Below are 15,439 nucleotides of genomic sequence, written 5' to 3'. Positions count from 1 at the left end.
CGGCCACCGCGCTCGCCGCCGCGCCCGGCGCGACGGCCGTGCCCGCGCTGGCCGCCGCCCTCGCAGACCCGCACGCCGACGTCCGCAAGGCGGCCGTACGGTCCCTGGGCCACCACCCCGGCCACCCCGGCACCGAGGCCGCGCTCGCCTCGGCCGCCGCCGACCCGGACGCCGACGTGCGCGGCTACGCACGGCTGGCGGGCGCGGCACACCGGGCGGATCAGGGACCCGTGGCGGATCAGGGGCTAGTGGCGGATCAGGGGCTCGTGGCCGACCAGGCGCCCGCGGCGGTTCAGGGGCCCGCGGCCGGCGGCGGGCGGCGGCCCGGCCGGGAACAGGCCGGGCACCAGTAGCCCTCCCCGCCCTCGATGAACATCCAGCCCAGCTCCCTGATGTACGGCGCGGCCTGGCCCGCCTCGTGCAGCAGGTGGCCGAACAGGTCCGCGTCGCGGTCCGGAGGCGGCTCGGCGATCACGAGATCGAAGCAGACCCGCTCCTGGCAGCCCACCCGGTCGCAGGCGAGGAAGAACCGCACAGGACCCGGAGCTTCGCCGTCGGTCATGAGGCTCATGCCGCGCATCGTGGCGCATCACGACAGCGCGGGCAACACCCGCGGCGACGGCGACCGCACGGTCCGTACGCGCCGAGGAGCGACCCGCGGGCCCGGGCCGGACGTGCGGTACGGCGGGCCCGGCACGGTCGGAACGGGACAATCATTGCGATCTTCCTTATGCGCCGCACAGGGCGCGAGGGAGGACAATCGAGGTGAGGACCGGGCGGCCCGGACCGGTCGGCAGGGTCGGCCGCGCCGCGCGGGCCCTACCGCCTCGCGGGCCGCCGCGAGGCCGCGCCGAGGGCTGTGGAGGTAGGTGCTCACCCATGCCGCGCACGCGTTTCGCCCCCGACCGGGGCCTGGCCACCCGCATGGTGACCACGATGTTCCTCATCGGGCTGCTGTACGTGGTCTTCGTCGGCGCCCTGATGGTGCTGCTGCGCGGCGCCTGGCCGGTGATCCTGCTGGTCGCGGGCGTCCTGTTCGTGGCCCAGTTCTGGTTCAGCGACCGGATCGCGGCCTTCGCCATGGGCGCGCGCGAGGTCACCCCTGAGCAGGCGCCCGAGCTGCACGGCGCGGTGGACCGGCTGTGCGCGCTCGCCGACATGCCCAAGCCGCGCGTGGCCGTGGCCGACAGCGACGTGCCGAACGCGTTCGCCACCGGGCGCAACCAGCGCAACGCCCTCGTGTGCGCCACCACCGGCCTGCTGCGGCGGCTGGAGCCGGAGGAGCTGGAGGGCGTGCTGGCCCACGAACTGTCGCACGTGGCGCACCGGGACGTGGCCGTGATGACCATCGCCTCGTTCTTGGGCGTGCTGGCGGGCTTCATGACGCGGATGGCCCTGTGGACGGGCCTGGGCCGCAACAGCCGGGACAGCAGCGCGGCCCTCGTCGCCCTGCTCGTCCCGCTGGTCAGCGCCATCGTCTACGTGATCAGCTTCCTGCTGACCCGGCTGCTGTCCCGCTACCGCGAGCTGTCGGCCGACCGGGCCGGCGCGCTGCTGACCGGCCGGCCCTCGGCACTCGCCTCCGCGCTGACCAAGGTGACCGGGCAGATGGCCCGCATCCCCACCCGCGACCTGCGGCGGGCCGAGCCGTACAACGCGTTCTTCTTCGCCCCGGCCCTGTCCGGGCAGAGCCTGAGCAGCCTGCTGTCCTCGCACCCGACCCTGGAGCAGCGGCTGGACCAGCTCGGCCGGATCTCCGCCGAGCTGGCGAGGAGCTGAGGCGCATGGGCTGGTGGGACACGCTGCTGGGCCGCAGCAGGCCCGTACGCCCCGACCTGGACCGGCTGTTCGCCCTGCCGTCCGCCGCCGTCACGCTGGAGGCGGGCGCCGGGTTCACGCCCACCGGGCTCGGCTCGGTGTGCTTCGCGAGCGTGGAGGGCGGCGCCTTCGCCGGGCTGCGGGACGAGGTGCGGGCGCTGCTGGACGCGGACACCGGCCGCGGCGGGGTGCCGGTCGAGTTCAGCCGCGACGCGTACGGCTACACCTGGCTGCTCGCCCGCCACCCGCCGGGCGGCGTGACCGACCTGGTGGGCGACCTGCACGCGGTCAACACGCTGCTCCAGGACGCGGGCTTCGGCCCGCAGCTGCTGTGCTCGCTGGTCGGCTTCCGCGCGGGCGGAGACGGCGTGGGGGAAGGCGGCGTGGGGGAAGGCGGCCGGTCGCTCGCGCTCGTCTACCTGTACAAGCGCGGCACCTTCTACCCCTTCGCCCCGCTGCCAGGCCCCGCCGAGCGGCGCGACAACGGCCTGGAACTCCAGGTGCGCGCCCTGCTCGGCGACGACCTGCGCGTGGAGGAGGACCTGAGCCGCTGGTTCCCGGTCTGGGGCGCGCCGGGCCTGTGACCCGGCCCGCCCCGGCGTCCGCCCCTCCGGTCGGCGTCATGCCAGGTACGGCAGCAGCGCCTCGCCGACGGCGAACTGCTCCTCCGTCATCTCGCCCTCGCCGTCCGCCTCGTCCTCCACGTCCCACAGGCTGTTCTGAAGCACCCGGCCCAGCGTCCAGCGCGCCGCCCGGCCCCGGTCCAGGCCCAGCACCTCCGTCATCAGGTCGAAGCGGCGGCGCACGGTGCGCGGGACGTCGCCGGTGGCGGTGATGTCCTCCCAGCGGTTGCCTATCGCGGGCAGCAGGTCGAAGCCCGGGTCACCGGCGAGCGGCTTGGGGTCGATGGCCAGCCACGGCTCGCGGCCCGAGCCGGGCAGCGGGGCGAGGACGTTCTCGTAGTGCAGGTCCCAGTGCAGCATCCGGTCGCCCGGCTCGCCGATCACCTCGGCCACGGCCGCCGCGCAGGTCTCCAGCAGGCGGCGCTCGTCGTCGTCGCCGAGCTTGCGCCGCACGTCCGGGGCCTCCTTCAGCATCGCGCCCGCGATGTCGGCGAGCGTGCGCATGCCGGGCGGGGCAGGCGTGGCGACCAGGCGGGCCAGCAGCTGGGAGAGGGTCAGCAGGGCCGCCTCGTCGTCCGGCACGGTCTGGAGCGTGCGGTGTCCGTCCAGCCGCTCCAGCAGCATCGTGCCGGTCTCCGGGGCGCTGTCCAGCAGCCGTACCGCGCCGTCGCCGTCCCAGACGCGCAGGGCGGTCGGCTCGCCGTCGTTCTCGTCGTTCACCGGCTGGAGCTTCAGCGCGGCGGGCGTGCCGTCCGCGCGGCGCACGGGAAGGACGAGCGCCACCATGCCGTGGTGCGCGTCGCCGTCCGGCCGCAGGTCCCACCGCTCCAGGTACTCCTCCGCCAGGCCCGGCAGCCCGGCGAGCCAGCCGGGGCCGCCGTCGTCGCCGGTGTACTCGGCGTGGTAGGCGGCCAGTTTGTCGGGAATGACGATGCGCGGCATGGGGCGGGTGTCTCCTCGGTACGGCGTGCGGTGGTGCGGCACGGCGGTGGGGGGGAACGGGCGGCGCGGCGGCGTGGGCACGGCGTCCCCGCACGCATCCGGCGCCTTCTGCCGCTTCAACGTTTCAAACCTCGTCCATGCTCCCAGTCCCCCTGTCACAGCTGACCGGCGGCTCCCCCGCCGAGCCCACCCGCCCGACCGCCGCCCGGGTCACGGCTTCAGGCTCGCCGCCACCGTCTCGGCGAACTCCACCGCCACCGGGCTCAGCGCCTCCCACTGCCGCACCGCCCAGCCCGCCGCCAGCGGCGGCAGCGAGGGGATGGGGATCAGCCGCAGCGCCGGGTGCTCCGAGGGGTGCTCGGACGCGTCCCGCCAGCCGGGCAGCGCGGGCACGACCGCGTGACCCAGGCCCAGCTCGGCCAGGAGGATGGCGGTGTCCCAGTCGGCCACGCTGGTCGTGGAGACCGGCTCGGTGCCCTGCCGGGTGAGGTGCTCCTCCAGGCGCAGCCGGGAGATGGAGTTCTCCGGCAGCCGGATATGCCGGATGCCCGCCAGGTCGTCGGCGCCGATCTCGGCGCGCGTGGCGAGCGGGTCGTCGGTCCGTACGGCCAGCACCCACGGCAGCTCCATGACCGGCCGCTGCTCCACGCCCCGCACCGGCGGGCCGATGGTGATCCAGGCCAGGTCGGCGGTGCCGGCGGCCAGCGCCTCGAAGCAGCGGCGGCTGGAGTTCTCGGTCTGGAACTCCAGGCTCACCCTCGGGTGCCGCCGCCGGAACTCCACCACGCCCGCCGCCATGAAGTGCCGCACCGTCGTCGCCCCGGTGGTGACCCGGACCGTGCCGCCGTCGCCCTGCCGCAGGTCGCGTAGGTGACGCAGGGCCTGGTCGAGGCTGCCGAGGCCGTCGGCGGACGCGCGGTGCAGGATCCGCCCGGCGGGCGTGGGCGCCACGCCGCGCGGCTGCCGCTCCAGCAGGGCGACGCCCAGCTCCCGCTCCAGCCGCCGGACGCGCTGGCTGACGGCCGACTGGGTGCAGCCCAGGTCCCGGGCCACCGCGCTGAGACTGCCCGTCTCGCAGATGGCGGTGAAGGCCCGCAGGTCGTCGAGGGTCACCAACCCAAGCTATAGCTAAGGCCTTTGGAAGGAAACCCGCGGATTGACTTGGGGGTGCTCTCGGCCCGACGATCGACACAGGGCCAAGGGCGGCAACCCGTCACCGGGCCGCCGTGCCGATCCGGACCGCACGGCGGCCCCGTGACGGGTGTCGACCCGCCTGCCCGACGGGCGGAGCGGGCACCCCCGCCCGCCCGCTCCACTGCCCGCCTCGCGGCCGGCCCGCTGCCGACGCCCGGCCGGGCCCCACCACGGCAGGTCCCGGGCCGTCGCATCGACGGGCCGTTGGAGCGGCGGGCCTGTTCCGCCCGGCGGGCCCATTACGTCCGGCGGGCCGTCAGGTCCCGACCGCCTCCGCAGACGGCTCCATCCGCTCCGCCCCGCCCGCCGGCCGCGGCCCGGGCCCGTACGCGGCCGGGCCGCCCCGTACGACCGCGAGCACCAGCAGGCCCGCCGCGACCCCGGCCGCCCCCGCGATCAGGCAGATCCGGTCCAGCCCGGACGCGAACGCCTCGCGCACCGCGTGCTCCACCGCCTGCCGCGCCGCACCCTCCGGCGCCGCGTGCACCACCGCCTCGGCGTGCCCGCCGCTGACGGCCTCGGCGGCCCGGTCGGCGTCCCGCGCGGGCACGGCGCCGCTGCCGCCGAAGACGTCCCGTACGCGCGTGGCGAACACCGTGCCCAGCACGGCGATGCCCAGCGCGTAGCCGAGCTGCCGGAAGGTGTTGACCGCGCCGCTCGCCATGCCCGAACGCTCCGGGGGAGCCGCGCCCAGCGCCGCCGCCACCAGCACCGGCATGGCCAGACCGATGCCGAGGCCGACCAGCACCAGGCCGGGCACCAGCGCCGGCCAGCTCGAACCGGACTCCAGCAGCAGCGTGTTGACCAGCGCGCCCGCGCCGACCAGCAGCAGCCCGGCGCCGATCGCCCGGCCCGGCGCGACCCGCTCCAGCACCCGGCCGCCCGCCGCGCCGACGACCAGCGCCGTCGCCGCCATCGGGGTGACCGCCAGACCGGCCTGGACGGGGCTCAGGCCCAGCACCGACTGCGTCCACAGCCCGGTGTAGGTCAGGTACGGGAAGGCGGCGGCCTGCATCAGCAGGGCGGCCGCCATCAGCACGGCGAACGCCGGGCGGCGCAGCAGCCCGAGGTCCAGCAGCGGCTGCCGGGCGCCGCGCTCCACGGCCGCGAACAGCAGCAGCGCCAGCCCCGACCCGGCCAGCGCGGCGACCGTGCCGGTGTCGGACCAGCCCTCCTCGCCGCCCCGGATCAGCCCGTACATCAGGCCCCCGGCGTACAGCGTGAAGGTGGCGGCGCCCGGCCAGTCCACGCGCGCCCCCGGCGCTCCGCGCGACTCGCCGACCGTACGGACCGTCAGCCACACCGCGACCACCGTCAGCGGCAGGTTGACCAGGAAGATCGCCCGCCAGTCGGCGTACTCGGTCAGCAGCCCGCCCAGCACCGGGCCGGCCGCCGCGGCCGCCCCGCTCGTGCCGCCCCACACGCCGAAGGCCGTGGCGCGGTCGCGACCGGAGTAGGTGGCCATCAGCAGCGGCGTGTTGGTGGCGAACATCGCCGCCGCGCCCACGCCCTGCACCGCGCGGGCCGCGATCAGCGTCCCGGCGTCCGGCGCGAGCCCGCAGGCCAGCGAGGCGAGCGCGAACAGCGCGAGCCCGCCCAGGTACAGGCGGCGCCTGCCGAACAGGTCGGCCGCGGAACCTGCCGCCATCAGCAGGGCGGCGAGCGCCAGCGCGTAGACGTCCATCACCCACTGGAGGGAGGTGAAGGAGGCGTCGAGGCCGCGCGCCATCTGCGGCAGGGCGGTGTTCACGATGGTGACGTCGATGAGCAGCATGAAATTGCCGAGGGTGATGGCCGCGAGCGGCCACCATTTTCTTCGCATGACTCGAACTCCGGAAGGGCAGGTGACCGGGCACGGCCCCCTGCCGCCCCCGCGTCCCCAGGCTCCGCGGCCCCCGCCGCCCTCCTCCAGCCACGCCCCGGCCGCGCGGCGGAAACCGACATTCGGATAGCGTGAAGCGGTGAAATCCGACATCCCGTCCGGGTCGGCGGGCGGCGGCCCGGGGCCGGCGGCCGGACCGCGCGCCTTCGGCCCGTACGCCGCCGACGACCTCGACCGGAAGATCGTGCACGCCCTCCAGATCGACGGCCGGGTGCCGTTCAGCCGCCTCGCCGCCGTGCTCGGCGTCTCCGACCAGACCGTCGCACGCCGCTACACCCGGCTGCGCTCGGCCGGCCTGATCAAGGTCCTCGGGCTCACCGAGCCCGAGTCGCTGGGCGAGGTGGTCTGGATGGTGCGGGTGCAGTGCACGCCCGACTCCGCCGTGTCGGTGGCCGAGGCGCTGGCCCGCCGCCCCGACACGTCCTGGGTGTCCCTGCTGTCCGGCGGCACGGAGATCGGCGCCGTCACCCGCGCGGCCACCAGCCGGGACACCGACACCCTGCTGCTGCGCCAACTGCCGCGCACCCCGCGCGTGGTGGCGCTGACGGCGCACTGCGTCCTGCACGAGTTCTACGGGGGTGCGCTCGGGCACGTGAACAAGTCCGGTGCGCTGACCGAGGAGGAGGCCGAGCGGCTGCGTCCGGCACGGCCGGAACCCGAGGTCGCCCCGGCCGGTCCGCGCGCCGGTCCCACCGCCGGTCCGACGGTCCGTCCCGCCGCCGGTCCCGCCGTCCGTCCCGGCCCGGGCCCGCTCGGGGACGCCGACCACCGGATGCTGGCCGTACTGGCTCGCGACGGCCGGGCGGGCCTCGCCGAACTGGCGGCCGCGAGCGGCTGGTCGCAGTCGACCGTACGGCGCCGCCTGGCCGACCTGCGCGCGGACGGCACGCTCTACTACGACGTGGACTACGACCTGCGGATCTTCGGCCTCGGCGCCAGCGCCATGCTGTGGCTGTCGGCGCCGCCCTCCGAACTGGCCGCCACCGGGGAGGCGCTTGCCGGGCACCCGGAGGTGGCCTTCGCGTGCGCGACCACCGGCCCGCACAACCTCCTGGCGTGCGTGTGCTGCCGGGACAGCCCCGCCCTCTACCGCTACGTGACGACGCGGATCGCCGCCCTGCCCGCCGTGGGCCGGATGGAGATGTCTCCGGTGATCCGCAGGGTCAAGGGGCCGGGCCCGCTTCTGGGGCCGCCGTGGACCACACACCGGATTACCTCGATCGGTTGACATGCGTTCACGCCAAAGACGGTGAACCTCATGGTTTTTTGTCAGGACCCTGCCGAAAGCTGAGAGAGCGCCACACCCGTATTCACCCCGTCCCCACACGGCGCGGCCCCTCCCGGAGGGGCCGCGCCGGTCTCGGAGGAACCATGGGCACTCTCGCCGCTCGTGCAGCACGTGTCGCCACCGGCGCGGTCACCACCGCTGCCGCCGTCGTCCTGGCCGCCGCGCCCGCCGAGGCGGTCCCGGCCGACAAGCCGGAGGTCCTGTCGAGCTGGACGCAGACCAGCGTCACCAGCTACGACGCCTGGCTCTCAGCCCGCAACGACCTGGGCGCCTGGGCCGCGTACGCGTTCGACTGGACCACGGACTACTGCAGCAGCAGCCCCGACAACCCGTTCGGCTTCCCCTTCAAGCTGTCCTGCGCCCGGCACGACTTCGGCTACCGCAACTACAAGCGGATGGGCACCTTCGCCGCGAACAAGTCCCGCCTGGACAGCGCCTTCTACGAGGACCTGAAGCGGGTGTGCGCCCAGTACGGCGGGGCGGCGAAGACGTCGTGCGACGGCACGGCGTGGACGTACTACCAGGCGGTCAAGGCCTTCGGCTGAGGCCCCGGGCCCTGGGCCGGGACCCCGGCTCGCGGCCCTTCGCCTCCCGGCACCGGCCGCCGACGGCGGTCAGGGTCCGGGCGGGCGCCGGAGTTCCGGCGCGGCCCCGGGGGTGTGGTGCGTCACCCCTGGGGCCGCGCCCGGAAGCCGAAGAACCGTCACCGCGCGCGTCGTACGACCGACGCGGCCCGCGGGCCCGTACGGCCGACGTGTCCGTACGGTCGCACGTGTCCGTACGGTCGGCACAGCCCGTACGGCCCGTACCGCACGGCCCCCGACGCCCGCGGGCTTCAGCGCCGGGTGACCGGCTCCAGGACCTCGCGCCCGCCCAGGTGCGGCCGCAGCACCTCCGGCACCCGCACCGACCCGTCGGCCTGCTGGTGGTTCTCCAGCAGGGCCACGATGGTCCGGGTGACCGCGCACAGCGTGCCGTTGAGCGTCGCCAGCGGCCGTACGCGCTTGCCCTCCCGCATCCGGATGGACAGCCGCCGCGCCTGGAACTCGGTCGTGTTCGACGTCGAGGTCAGCTCGCGGTACCGGCCCTGGGTGGGAATCCACGCCTCGCAGTCGAACTTCCGCGCCGCCGACGCGCCGAGGTCGCCCGTGGCCAGCTCCACCACCCGGAACGGCAGCTCCAGCGAGGTCAGCCACTGCCTCTCCCACTCCAGCAGCCGCTGGTGCTCGGTCTCGGCGTCCTCCGGGGAGGTGTAGACGAACATCTCCACCTTGTCGAACTGGTGCACCCGGAAGATGCCGCGCGTGTCCTTCCCGTACGACCCGGCCTCGCGGCGGAAGCACGACGAGAACCCGGCATAGCGCCGCGGCAGCTCGTCCGCCTCCAGGATCTCGTCCATGTGGTACGCCGCCAGCGGCACCTCGGAGGTGCCGACCAGGTACAGGTCGTCCTTGCCGAGGTGGTAGACGTCCTCCGCGGCCTGGCCCAGGAAGCCCGTGCCCTCCATGGCGCGCGGCTTGACCAGGGCCGGGGTGAGCACGGGCGTGAAGCCCGCGGCGGCGGCCTGGGCCATCGCGGCGCCCACCAGCGCCAGCTCCAGCAGCGCGCCGACGCCCGTCAGGTAGTAGAAGCGGGAGCCGGAGACCTTGGCGCCGCGCTCGGTGTCGATCGCGCCCAGCAGCTCGCCCAGCTCCAGGTGGTCCCGGGGCGCGAAGCCCTCGGCGGCGAAGTCGCGCGGGGTGCCCACCGTCTCCAGGACGGCGAAGTCCTCCTCGCCGCCGACCGGCGCGTCGGGGTGGACCACGTTGCCCAGCTGGAGCAGCAGGCGCTGGGTCTCCTCGGCCGCCTCGTCCTGCTCGGCGTCGGCGGCCTTGACGGCGGCCGCCAGCTCGCCCGCCTTCGCCAGCAGCTCCGCCTTCTCCTCGCCGCTCGCCCGGGGGATGCGCTTGCCGAGGGTCTTCTGCTCGGCGCGCAGCGCGTCGAAGCGGGCACTGGAGGACCTGCGCCGCTCGTCGGCGGAGAGCAGCGCGTCGACGATGGCGACGTCCTCTCCACGGGCACGCTGGGAGGCGCGCACACGGTCGGGGTCCTCACGGAGCAGACGAAGGTCGATCACGGCACCAGGTTACCGGTGCGGCCTCCGGCTCTCGACGCGATATTCCCCGGAATGGCATTTTGCCCCTTTTGTCACTTTGTTGGCATTACGGGGGTACTTGCTGGATCGTGGCCGGTCCGGGGTCGTCAGGGTGCTGTCCGGGGGTGCCGCCCCTGGCCGCCTGTCAATGAATTGCGCGGGACATCGCTGGAAAGGGGGATGCGGGGGGCGGGTGCTGACCGACTTCCCTGTCGGTGCGGGGTGTTGGTGCGCGATGTTGTCCACAGGTGGAGCACTTCGGTCCCCGGTTATCCACAGGCTGTGTGTGGGATCTGTGGATGTCGGGAAACGATCATTCGGTTTGGTGGCCCCTTCTGGGGAATTCCCTTGTCAAACCTTGATCGGCCACCCTTTCGTGTGGAATTCGCCCACTCTGGGGGGTGAGGGCGGGGAGCGGTGGTGACGGCGTCCGCGTGTCCGTCTGTGGAAGCCCAGGTGGAGGCCAAGCGATGCGTCGATGACGCGGGGGCCGTTGCCGAGTCGTCGTGTCGACTTATCCCCAGGTCGAGAACGGGGCCTGTGGATAACTCTGTGGACAACACGAAGGGCCAGCTCGCCGGTGTGGAGAACGGGCCGACAGGCGGTGAGCAGCCGCCACCCCCGGGCCAGCCGCCGTCCCCGGACCGGTCGCCCGCCCCGGACCGGTCGGCCGCCCCCGGCCGGTCGGCCGCCGCTGGGCCGGTCGGCCGCCGCTGGGGTGCGCACGGCCCGCCGCGGCGGCGCGTCTACGGCCGAGACGCCCGCCCCGCCGGTCTCCCCCGGACCACCCGAGGCTGACGCTATGCTGCGCTCATGCATCTCTCGTCGTGTCTGAGCTGGTGGCGCTCCTCGTAGGAGCGGCCGCCTCTCACGCACGACCCGGGCCGTTCGGACGGACGGCCCTTTCGTGTTCCCTGGACCGGGGTCGGTGTCGTCCTGACGGCGACACCGACCCACCAGGAGACACCCGTGGACACCACCCTCCGCACCGCGCGACCCGAATCCCCCGCCTCCGCCTCCCTCGCCGACACCGCCGGGACGTCCGCCGCGCAGGCTCGCAGCGCGGAGCTGGAGGAGCTGGTCCGCGACGACCCGGGGCGGTTCCGGGTGCTGACCGGCGACCGCCCCACCGGTCAGCTGCACCTCGGCCACTACTTCGGCACGCTCCACAACCGGGTACGCCTCCAGAACCTCGGCGTGGAGATGTTCGTACTCGTCGCGGATCTCCAGGTCCTGACCGACCGCGACGTGGCGGACGACCTGACCGGGCACGTAGAGGGTCTGGTGCTGGACTACCTCGCCATCGGCGTGGACCCGGCGCGCAGCACGATCTTCGCGCACAGCGCCGTCCCCGCCCTCAACCAGCTGCTGCTGCCCTTCCTCAGCCTCGTCTCCACCGCCGAACTCGGCCGCAACCCCACGGTCAAGGACGAGATCGCCCACTCGCGGCAGTCCGCCGTCAACGGGCTGATGTTCACCTACCCCGTCCACCAGGCCGCCGACATCCTCTTCTGCAAGGCGAACCTGGTCCCGGTCGGCCGGGACCAGCTGCCTCACCTGGAGCTGACCCGGACCATCGCCCGCCGCTTCAACGACCGCTACGGCTCCGGCGCCGCCGTGTTCCCGCAGCCCGACGCCCTGCTGTCGAGCGCGCCGCTCCTGCTCGGCACGGACGGCACCAAGATGAGCAAGAGCCGGGGCAACGCCATCGCCCTGGGCGCCGGACCCGACGAGACCGCCCGCCTGATCAAGGGGGCCAGGACGGACTCCGAGCGTCACATCACCTACGACCCGGCCGCCCGCCCGGAGGTGTCCTCGCTCCTGCTGCTGGCCGCCCTCTGCCAGAACCGGACCCCCGAGCAGGTCGCCGCCGACATCGGCTCCGGGGGCGCCGCAGCGCTGAAGAAGACCGTGACCGAGGCGGTCAACGAGCACCTGGCACCGGTCCGGGCCCGCCGGAGCGAGTACGCGCGGGACCGCGCCCACCTCCGCCGCATCCTGCGCGAGGGCAACGAGCGGGCCGCGGCCGTGGCCGACGCCACCCTCGCCGAGGTGTGCACCGCGATGAACAGCCACTACTGACATCGTCCGATCACCGGCCGGGGGCCAGGTCGCGCCGCCGCGCCGTACTCCGGGTCCGGCCGGCGGGCGGCAGGCCGACCCCGACGCGCGGCCCGGCACCGGGCACGGCACCAAGCACGGCACCAAGCACGGCACCGAGCACGGCACCGGATGGAAAGATGCGCCTCTAGGCCCGGCCGTCCTGGCAGCGGGCCAGCCACTCCGCCGCCGCGTCGAACTCCTCGTCCGACGTGCCGGACCGCAGCGGCGGTACGTCCTCCGGCCGCACGCCCGCGCGCGGGTACGAGCCGAGGAACCGCACCTTCGGGCAGATCCGCTTCAGCCCCATCAGGGCCGACCCCACCCGCCGGTCCGTGATGTGCCCCTCGGAGTCCACCGAGAAGCAGTAGCGGCCCATGCCCTCGCCGGTCGGGCGGGACTCGATCCGCATCAGGTTGACGCCGCGCGCCGCGAACTCCTGGAGCAGCTCCAGCAGCGCGCCCGGGTGGTCGTCGCCCAGCCAGATCACCAGGGACGTCTTGTCGGCCCCGGTGCGGACGGCGGGCCGGGCCGGGCGGCCGACGAGCACGAAGCGCGTCGTCGCGGTCTGCGCGTCCTGGATCTCGGTGACCAGCGCCTCAAGGCCGTACCGCGGCGCCGCGAACTCGCCCGCGAACGCCCCGTCGAACCGCCCCTCCTGCACCAGCCGCGCGCCGTCCGCGTTCGAGGCGGCGGACTCCCACTGGGCGTCCGGCAGGTTCTCCGCCAGCCACCGCCTGACCTGCGGCTGCGCCACCGGGTGCCCGGTCACCGTCTTCACGTCCGACAGCGCGGTACCCGGCCGCGCGAGCAGCGCGAAGGCGATCGGAAGCACCACCTCGCGGTAGATCATCAGCGGCCGGCCGGTGGCCAGCTCGTCCAGGGTGGCCGTGACGCCGCCCTCGACGGAGTTCTCGATGGGAACCAGCGCGGCGGCGGCGGCGCCCGAGCGCACGGCGTCCAGCGCCGCGGGCACCGACACCATGGGAACCAGCTCGCGCGTCGCCGCCTCGGGCAGCGACCGCAGGGCGGCCTCGGTGAAGGTGCCCTCGGGGCCCAGGTAGGCGTAGCGGCTGGCCGACATCATCGTGGCCTCCAGTGGTCAGGAAAGACCCCGCCACGATACCCACTCGCCGGGGTCGCGGCGGCGCCTTTACCGGTGGCCGGACCGGCGGGCCCGACTTCGGCCGAAAAGACCGTTCGGGGGTCCGTACGGGCCCCGTGCACGGAAGGCGTTCCCGCGCGCCCCGCACCGGCCGTCCGTACGAGCCGCCGCACCGGCCGTCCGTACGGGCCGTCCGTACGGGCCGTCCGTACGGGCCGTCCGTACGGGCCGTCCGTACGGGCCGTCCGTACGGGCCGCTTGCACCGGCCGTCCGTACGGGCCGCACCGCGCCGACGCGGCGAGCCGGGGCCCGGCCCGGCGACACCGTCGGCACGCGCGGGGCCGCCAGCCCGTCCGGCCGCCCCCGGCTGCCCGTACCGTCGGCCCGCGCGTGCCGACACCTTCCGCCCCGGCCCCCGGCCCCCGGCCCCCGGCCCCCGGCCCCCGGCCCCCGGCCCCCGGCCCCCGGCCCCCGGCCCCCGGCCCCCGGCTCCCGGCCCGTGGCGCGCGCCCCGGATCGGCCCGCGCCCTCACCCCTCCAGCAGCCGCTGCCCCACGTACTCGCCCGGCGCGCACCCGCCCGGCACCGCGAACAGGCCGCTCGCCTCGTGCCGCAGGAAGCGGGACAGGCCGTCGCCCCGGTCCAGCTTCCGCTGCACCGGCACGAACCCCTTCATCGGGTCCGCCTGCCACGCCACGAACAGCAGGCCCGCGTCCGGCGCGCCGTCGTCGCGGAAGCCGTCGTGGTAGGAGAAGGAGCGCCGCAGCATCGCCGCCCCCTGGTTGGACTCCGGCGCCGCGACCCGGATGTGCGCGTCCCCCATGATCGCCAGCGAGCCGTCCGGGTTGATCTTCGTCAGGTCGGCGGGCGTGGTCTCGGTGCCGCCGGACAGCGGCGCGCCGTCCGACGTGCGGCGCCCGATGACCATCTCCTGCCGTTCCCGCGACAGGTGGTCCCAGGAGTCCAGCAGCATCCGGATGCGCCGTACGACCGCGTACGAGCCGCCCGCCATCCACTCCGGCGAGCCGTTCTCCGGTACGAAGACGCGCTGCTGGAAGTCGGGGTCCGAGGGCTTGGGGTTGTTGGTGCCGTCCACCTGGCCCATCAGGTTGCGCATCGTCCTGGGCCGCGCGGTGGCCCCGGGCCCGCGGTTGAAGCCGTTCATCTGCCAGCGGGTCAGGGCGGTGTCCGCGGCCTGCCGCTGGAGGGCGCGCAGGGCATGGAAGGCGACGAGCGCGTCGTTCGCCCCGATCTGGGCCCACAGGTCGCCGTCGCCGCGCCGCGGGTCCAGCGCGTCGGCGGTGAAGCGGGGGAGCGGCGCCAGCGCCTCCGGCAGCTGCCCGGACAGGCCGGTCCGGCCGAAGAACGTGCGGCCGAAGCCGAACGTGACCGTGAGCGACGACGGCCCCGCGTCCAGGGCGATGCCCGTGTCGTCCTCCGGCGCGCGGCCCGCCATCAGCTGCCCGGCAGTACGCGACCAGCGGCGCAGCAGCGCGGCGGCGGCCTTGCGGTCCGCGCCCGGCGCGAGGTCGAAGGCGACGAGGTGGCCGCACGCGTGGGTCGGCGTGGTGATGCCCGGCTGGTGCGCGCCGTGGAAGGGCTCGGCGGTGGCGCCGACGGTGGTGAGGGCCGTGGGAGTGTCCCGGGCGGCGTCGGCGGCGTACGCGCCCACCCCGCCGCCCGCCGCCAGACCGGCCGCGCCCGCGGCGCCCGCCGTGCCCAGCAGACGGCGGCGCGAGAGGCCGCCGGCCTTCGCGGCGGCCTGGGCCTTCCCGGCGCCCTCGGCGCTCGCGGCGCCCGCGGAGGTCACTTCTCGTCGCGCTTTTCGCTCGCTCATCGGCCGATCTTCACGGTCCTGGTCTCCGTCACCTCGTCGATGTCGGAGGTCCGTACGGTCAGGGACAGCGTCCACGCGCCCGGCACGGGCAGGCGGACGCGGGCGGCACTCCAGTGTCCCGTCGAAAGGTGTTCGAGAGGGACGGCGAGCGGGCCCAGGTTCTTCTCCGCCAGGCGGAAGGACATCTTCAGCTCCTCGGCGTCCACGGGCCGCCCGGCCTGGTCGGTCAGGTACGTGTGCACCTCGTTGTCGCTGCCGGCGCCGCCCGGGTCGACGGTCGCCTCGGCGGTCCCGCGCCCCGCCTTGCTGCCGGTGTCGTACGGGATGGTGAGGCTGACCGGCCCCGCCGCCGCGGACCGGCGGGCCGCCGCCTGCTCGGTCTCGGCCCGGCCGGGCTGGGTGCCGCTCAGGACGGTCGCCACCGCCAGCAGCGCGACGGCGACGCCGGTCTCGGCGAGCACCGACCGGCGCAGCGCGCCGCGCGCCGGGTCGGCGTCGCGCCGCCGCCGGGTGGC

Annotated in this window: 13 protein-coding genes and 1 pseudogene; 6 read left to right on the top strand and 8 right to left on the bottom strand. The window is 75.1% G+C overall.

Annotated elements, in window-relative coordinates:
• On the top strand, window positions 1-353 hold a 353-nt coding region (locus RKE29_RS19710; RefSeq protein WP_312006777.1), incomplete at its 5' end, for a HEAT repeat domain-containing protein.
• Here RKE29_RS19710 and RKE29_RS19705 read toward each other — a convergent pair.
• Window positions 293-571, bottom strand: coding sequence for a hypothetical protein (locus tag RKE29_RS19705; protein ID WP_312006776.1), 279 nt, complete (start codon window positions 569-571; stop codon window positions 293-295). The genes RKE29_RS19710 and RKE29_RS19705 overlap by 61 nt on opposite strands.
• A gap of 308 nt (window positions 572-879) precedes the next feature.
• Here RKE29_RS19705 and htpX point away from each other — a divergent pair, with 308 nt between their 5' ends.
• Window positions 880-1,779: a zinc metalloprotease HtpX gene (gene htpX, locus RKE29_RS19700; RefSeq protein ID WP_312006775.1), complete on the top strand. Its 900-nt coding sequence runs from the start codon at window positions 880-882 to the stop codon at window positions 1,777-1,779.
• A 5-nt stretch (window positions 1,780-1,784) separates the two neighbouring features.
• Entirely contained in the window at window positions 1,785-2,402 is a 618-nt protein-coding gene (locus tag RKE29_RS19695) for a hypothetical protein (RefSeq protein WP_312006774.1), read from the top strand.
• 36 nt (window positions 2,403-2,438) lie between these two features.
• Here the strand turns inward: RKE29_RS19695 and RKE29_RS19690 are convergent, their stop codons facing one another.
• The 3 genes from RKE29_RS19690 to RKE29_RS19680 all read right to left on the bottom strand — a co-directional run bounded on the left by RKE29_RS19690 (window position 2,439) and on the right by RKE29_RS19680 (window position 6,399).
• Entirely contained in the window at window positions 2,439-3,383 is a 945-nt protein-coding gene (locus tag RKE29_RS19690) for an aminoglycoside phosphotransferase family protein (RefSeq protein ID WP_312006773.1), read from the bottom strand.
• Window positions 3,384-3,593: 210 nt separating this feature from the next.
• A complete protein-coding gene (locus RKE29_RS19685; RefSeq protein ID WP_312006772.1) occupies window positions 3,594-4,496 on the bottom strand; it encodes a LysR family transcriptional regulator in 903 nt (300 codons plus the stop codon).
• Between the two features lie 337 nt (window positions 4,497-4,833).
• Window positions 4,834-6,399: an MFS transporter gene (locus RKE29_RS19680; protein WP_312006771.1), complete on the bottom strand. Its 1,566-nt coding sequence runs from the start codon at window positions 6,397-6,399 to the stop codon at window positions 4,834-4,836.
• 139 nt (window positions 6,400-6,538) lie between these two features.
• Between RKE29_RS19680 and RKE29_RS19675 the strand changes: the two genes are divergently transcribed.
• Together RKE29_RS19675 and RKE29_RS19670 are read left to right on the top strand one after the other, a co-directional pair.
• A complete protein-coding gene (locus RKE29_RS19675) occupies window positions 6,539-7,687 on the top strand; it encodes an Lrp/AsnC family transcriptional regulator (protein ID WP_312006770.1) in 1,149 nt (382 codons plus the stop codon).
• Window positions 7,688-7,830: 143 nt separating this feature from the next.
• Window positions 7,831-8,292: a phospholipase gene (locus RKE29_RS19670; protein WP_312006768.1), complete on the top strand. Its 462-nt coding sequence runs from the start codon at window positions 7,831-7,833 to the stop codon at window positions 8,290-8,292.
• Between the two features lie 290 nt (window positions 8,293-8,582).
• On the opposite strand, the gene serS is transcribed toward RKE29_RS19670, so the two are convergent.
• Complete coding sequence (gene serS, locus RKE29_RS19665; protein WP_312006767.1) at window positions 8,583-9,863, bottom strand: serine--tRNA ligase; 1,281 nt, start codon at window positions 9,861-9,863, stop codon at window positions 8,583-8,585.
• 987 nt (window positions 9,864-10,850) lie between these two features.
• On the opposite strand from serS, the gene trpS reads away from it, so the two are divergent.
• On the top strand, window positions 10,851-11,963 hold the full coding sequence (trpS, locus tag RKE29_RS19660; protein WP_312006766.1) for a tryptophan--tRNA ligase: 1,113 nt from the start codon (window positions 10,851-10,853) through the stop codon (window positions 11,961-11,963).
• Between the two features lie 166 nt (window positions 11,964-12,129).
• On the opposite strand, the gene pheA is transcribed toward trpS, so the two are convergent.
• From pheA to RKE29_RS19645, 3 genes and pseudogenes are all read right to left on the bottom strand, one after another.
• Window positions 12,130-13,065 (bottom strand): prephenate dehydratase, encoded by a 936-nt coding sequence (gene pheA / locus RKE29_RS19655; protein WP_312006778.1) that lies wholly within the window; start codon window positions 13,063-13,065, stop codon window positions 12,130-12,132.
• 551 nt (window positions 13,066-13,616) lie between these two features.
• A complete protein-coding gene (efeB, locus tag RKE29_RS19650; protein WP_312006765.1) occupies window positions 13,617-14,924 on the bottom strand; it encodes an iron uptake transporter deferrochelatase/peroxidase subunit in 1,308 nt (435 codons plus the stop codon).
• A pseudogene (locus RKE29_RS19645) lies at window positions 14,921-15,439 on the bottom strand (hypothetical protein); the annotation flags it as partial. The gene efeB and the pseudogene RKE29_RS19645, both read right to left, overlap by 4 nt.

Source organism: Streptomyces sp. B1866 (assembly GCF_031932565.1).
Classification (GTDB): domain Bacteria; phylum Actinomycetota; class Actinomycetes; order Streptomycetales; family Streptomycetaceae; genus Streptomyces.
The sequence above is the reverse complement of the archived record's forward strand: the minus strand, read 5'-3'. Positions and strand labels throughout refer to the sequence as shown.

Bases quoted from the DNA above. Each gene is read 5' to 3' on its own strand.
- RKE29_RS19705 (WP_312006776.1), bottom strand. From the start codon at position 571: ATGAGCCTCATGACCGACGGCGAAGCTCCGGGTCCTGTGCGGTTCTTC.
- htpX (WP_312006775.1), top strand. From the start codon at position 880: ATGCCGCGCACGCGTTTCGCCCCCGACCGGGGCCTGGCCACCCGCATG.
- RKE29_RS19695 (WP_312006774.1), top strand. From the start codon at position 1,785: ATGGGCTGGTGGGACACGCTGCTGGGCCGCAGCAGGCCCGTACGCCCC.
- RKE29_RS19690 (WP_312006773.1), bottom strand. From the start codon at position 3,383: ATGCCGCGCATCGTCATTCCCGACAAACTGGCCGCCTACCACGCCGAG.
- RKE29_RS19680 (WP_312006771.1), bottom strand. From the start codon at position 6,399: ATGCGAAGAAAATGGTGGCCGCTCGCGGCCATCACCCTCGGCAATTTC.
- RKE29_RS19670 (WP_312006768.1), top strand. From the start codon at position 7,831: ATGGGCACTCTCGCCGCTCGTGCAGCACGTGTCGCCACCGGCGCGGTC.
- pheA (WP_312006778.1), bottom strand. From the start codon at position 13,065: ATGTCGGCCAGCCGCTACGCCTACCTGGGCCCCGAGGGCACCTTCACC.
- efeB (WP_312006765.1), bottom strand. From the start codon at position 14,924: ATGAGCGAGCGAAAAGCGCGACGAGAAGTGACCTCCGCGGGCGCCGCG.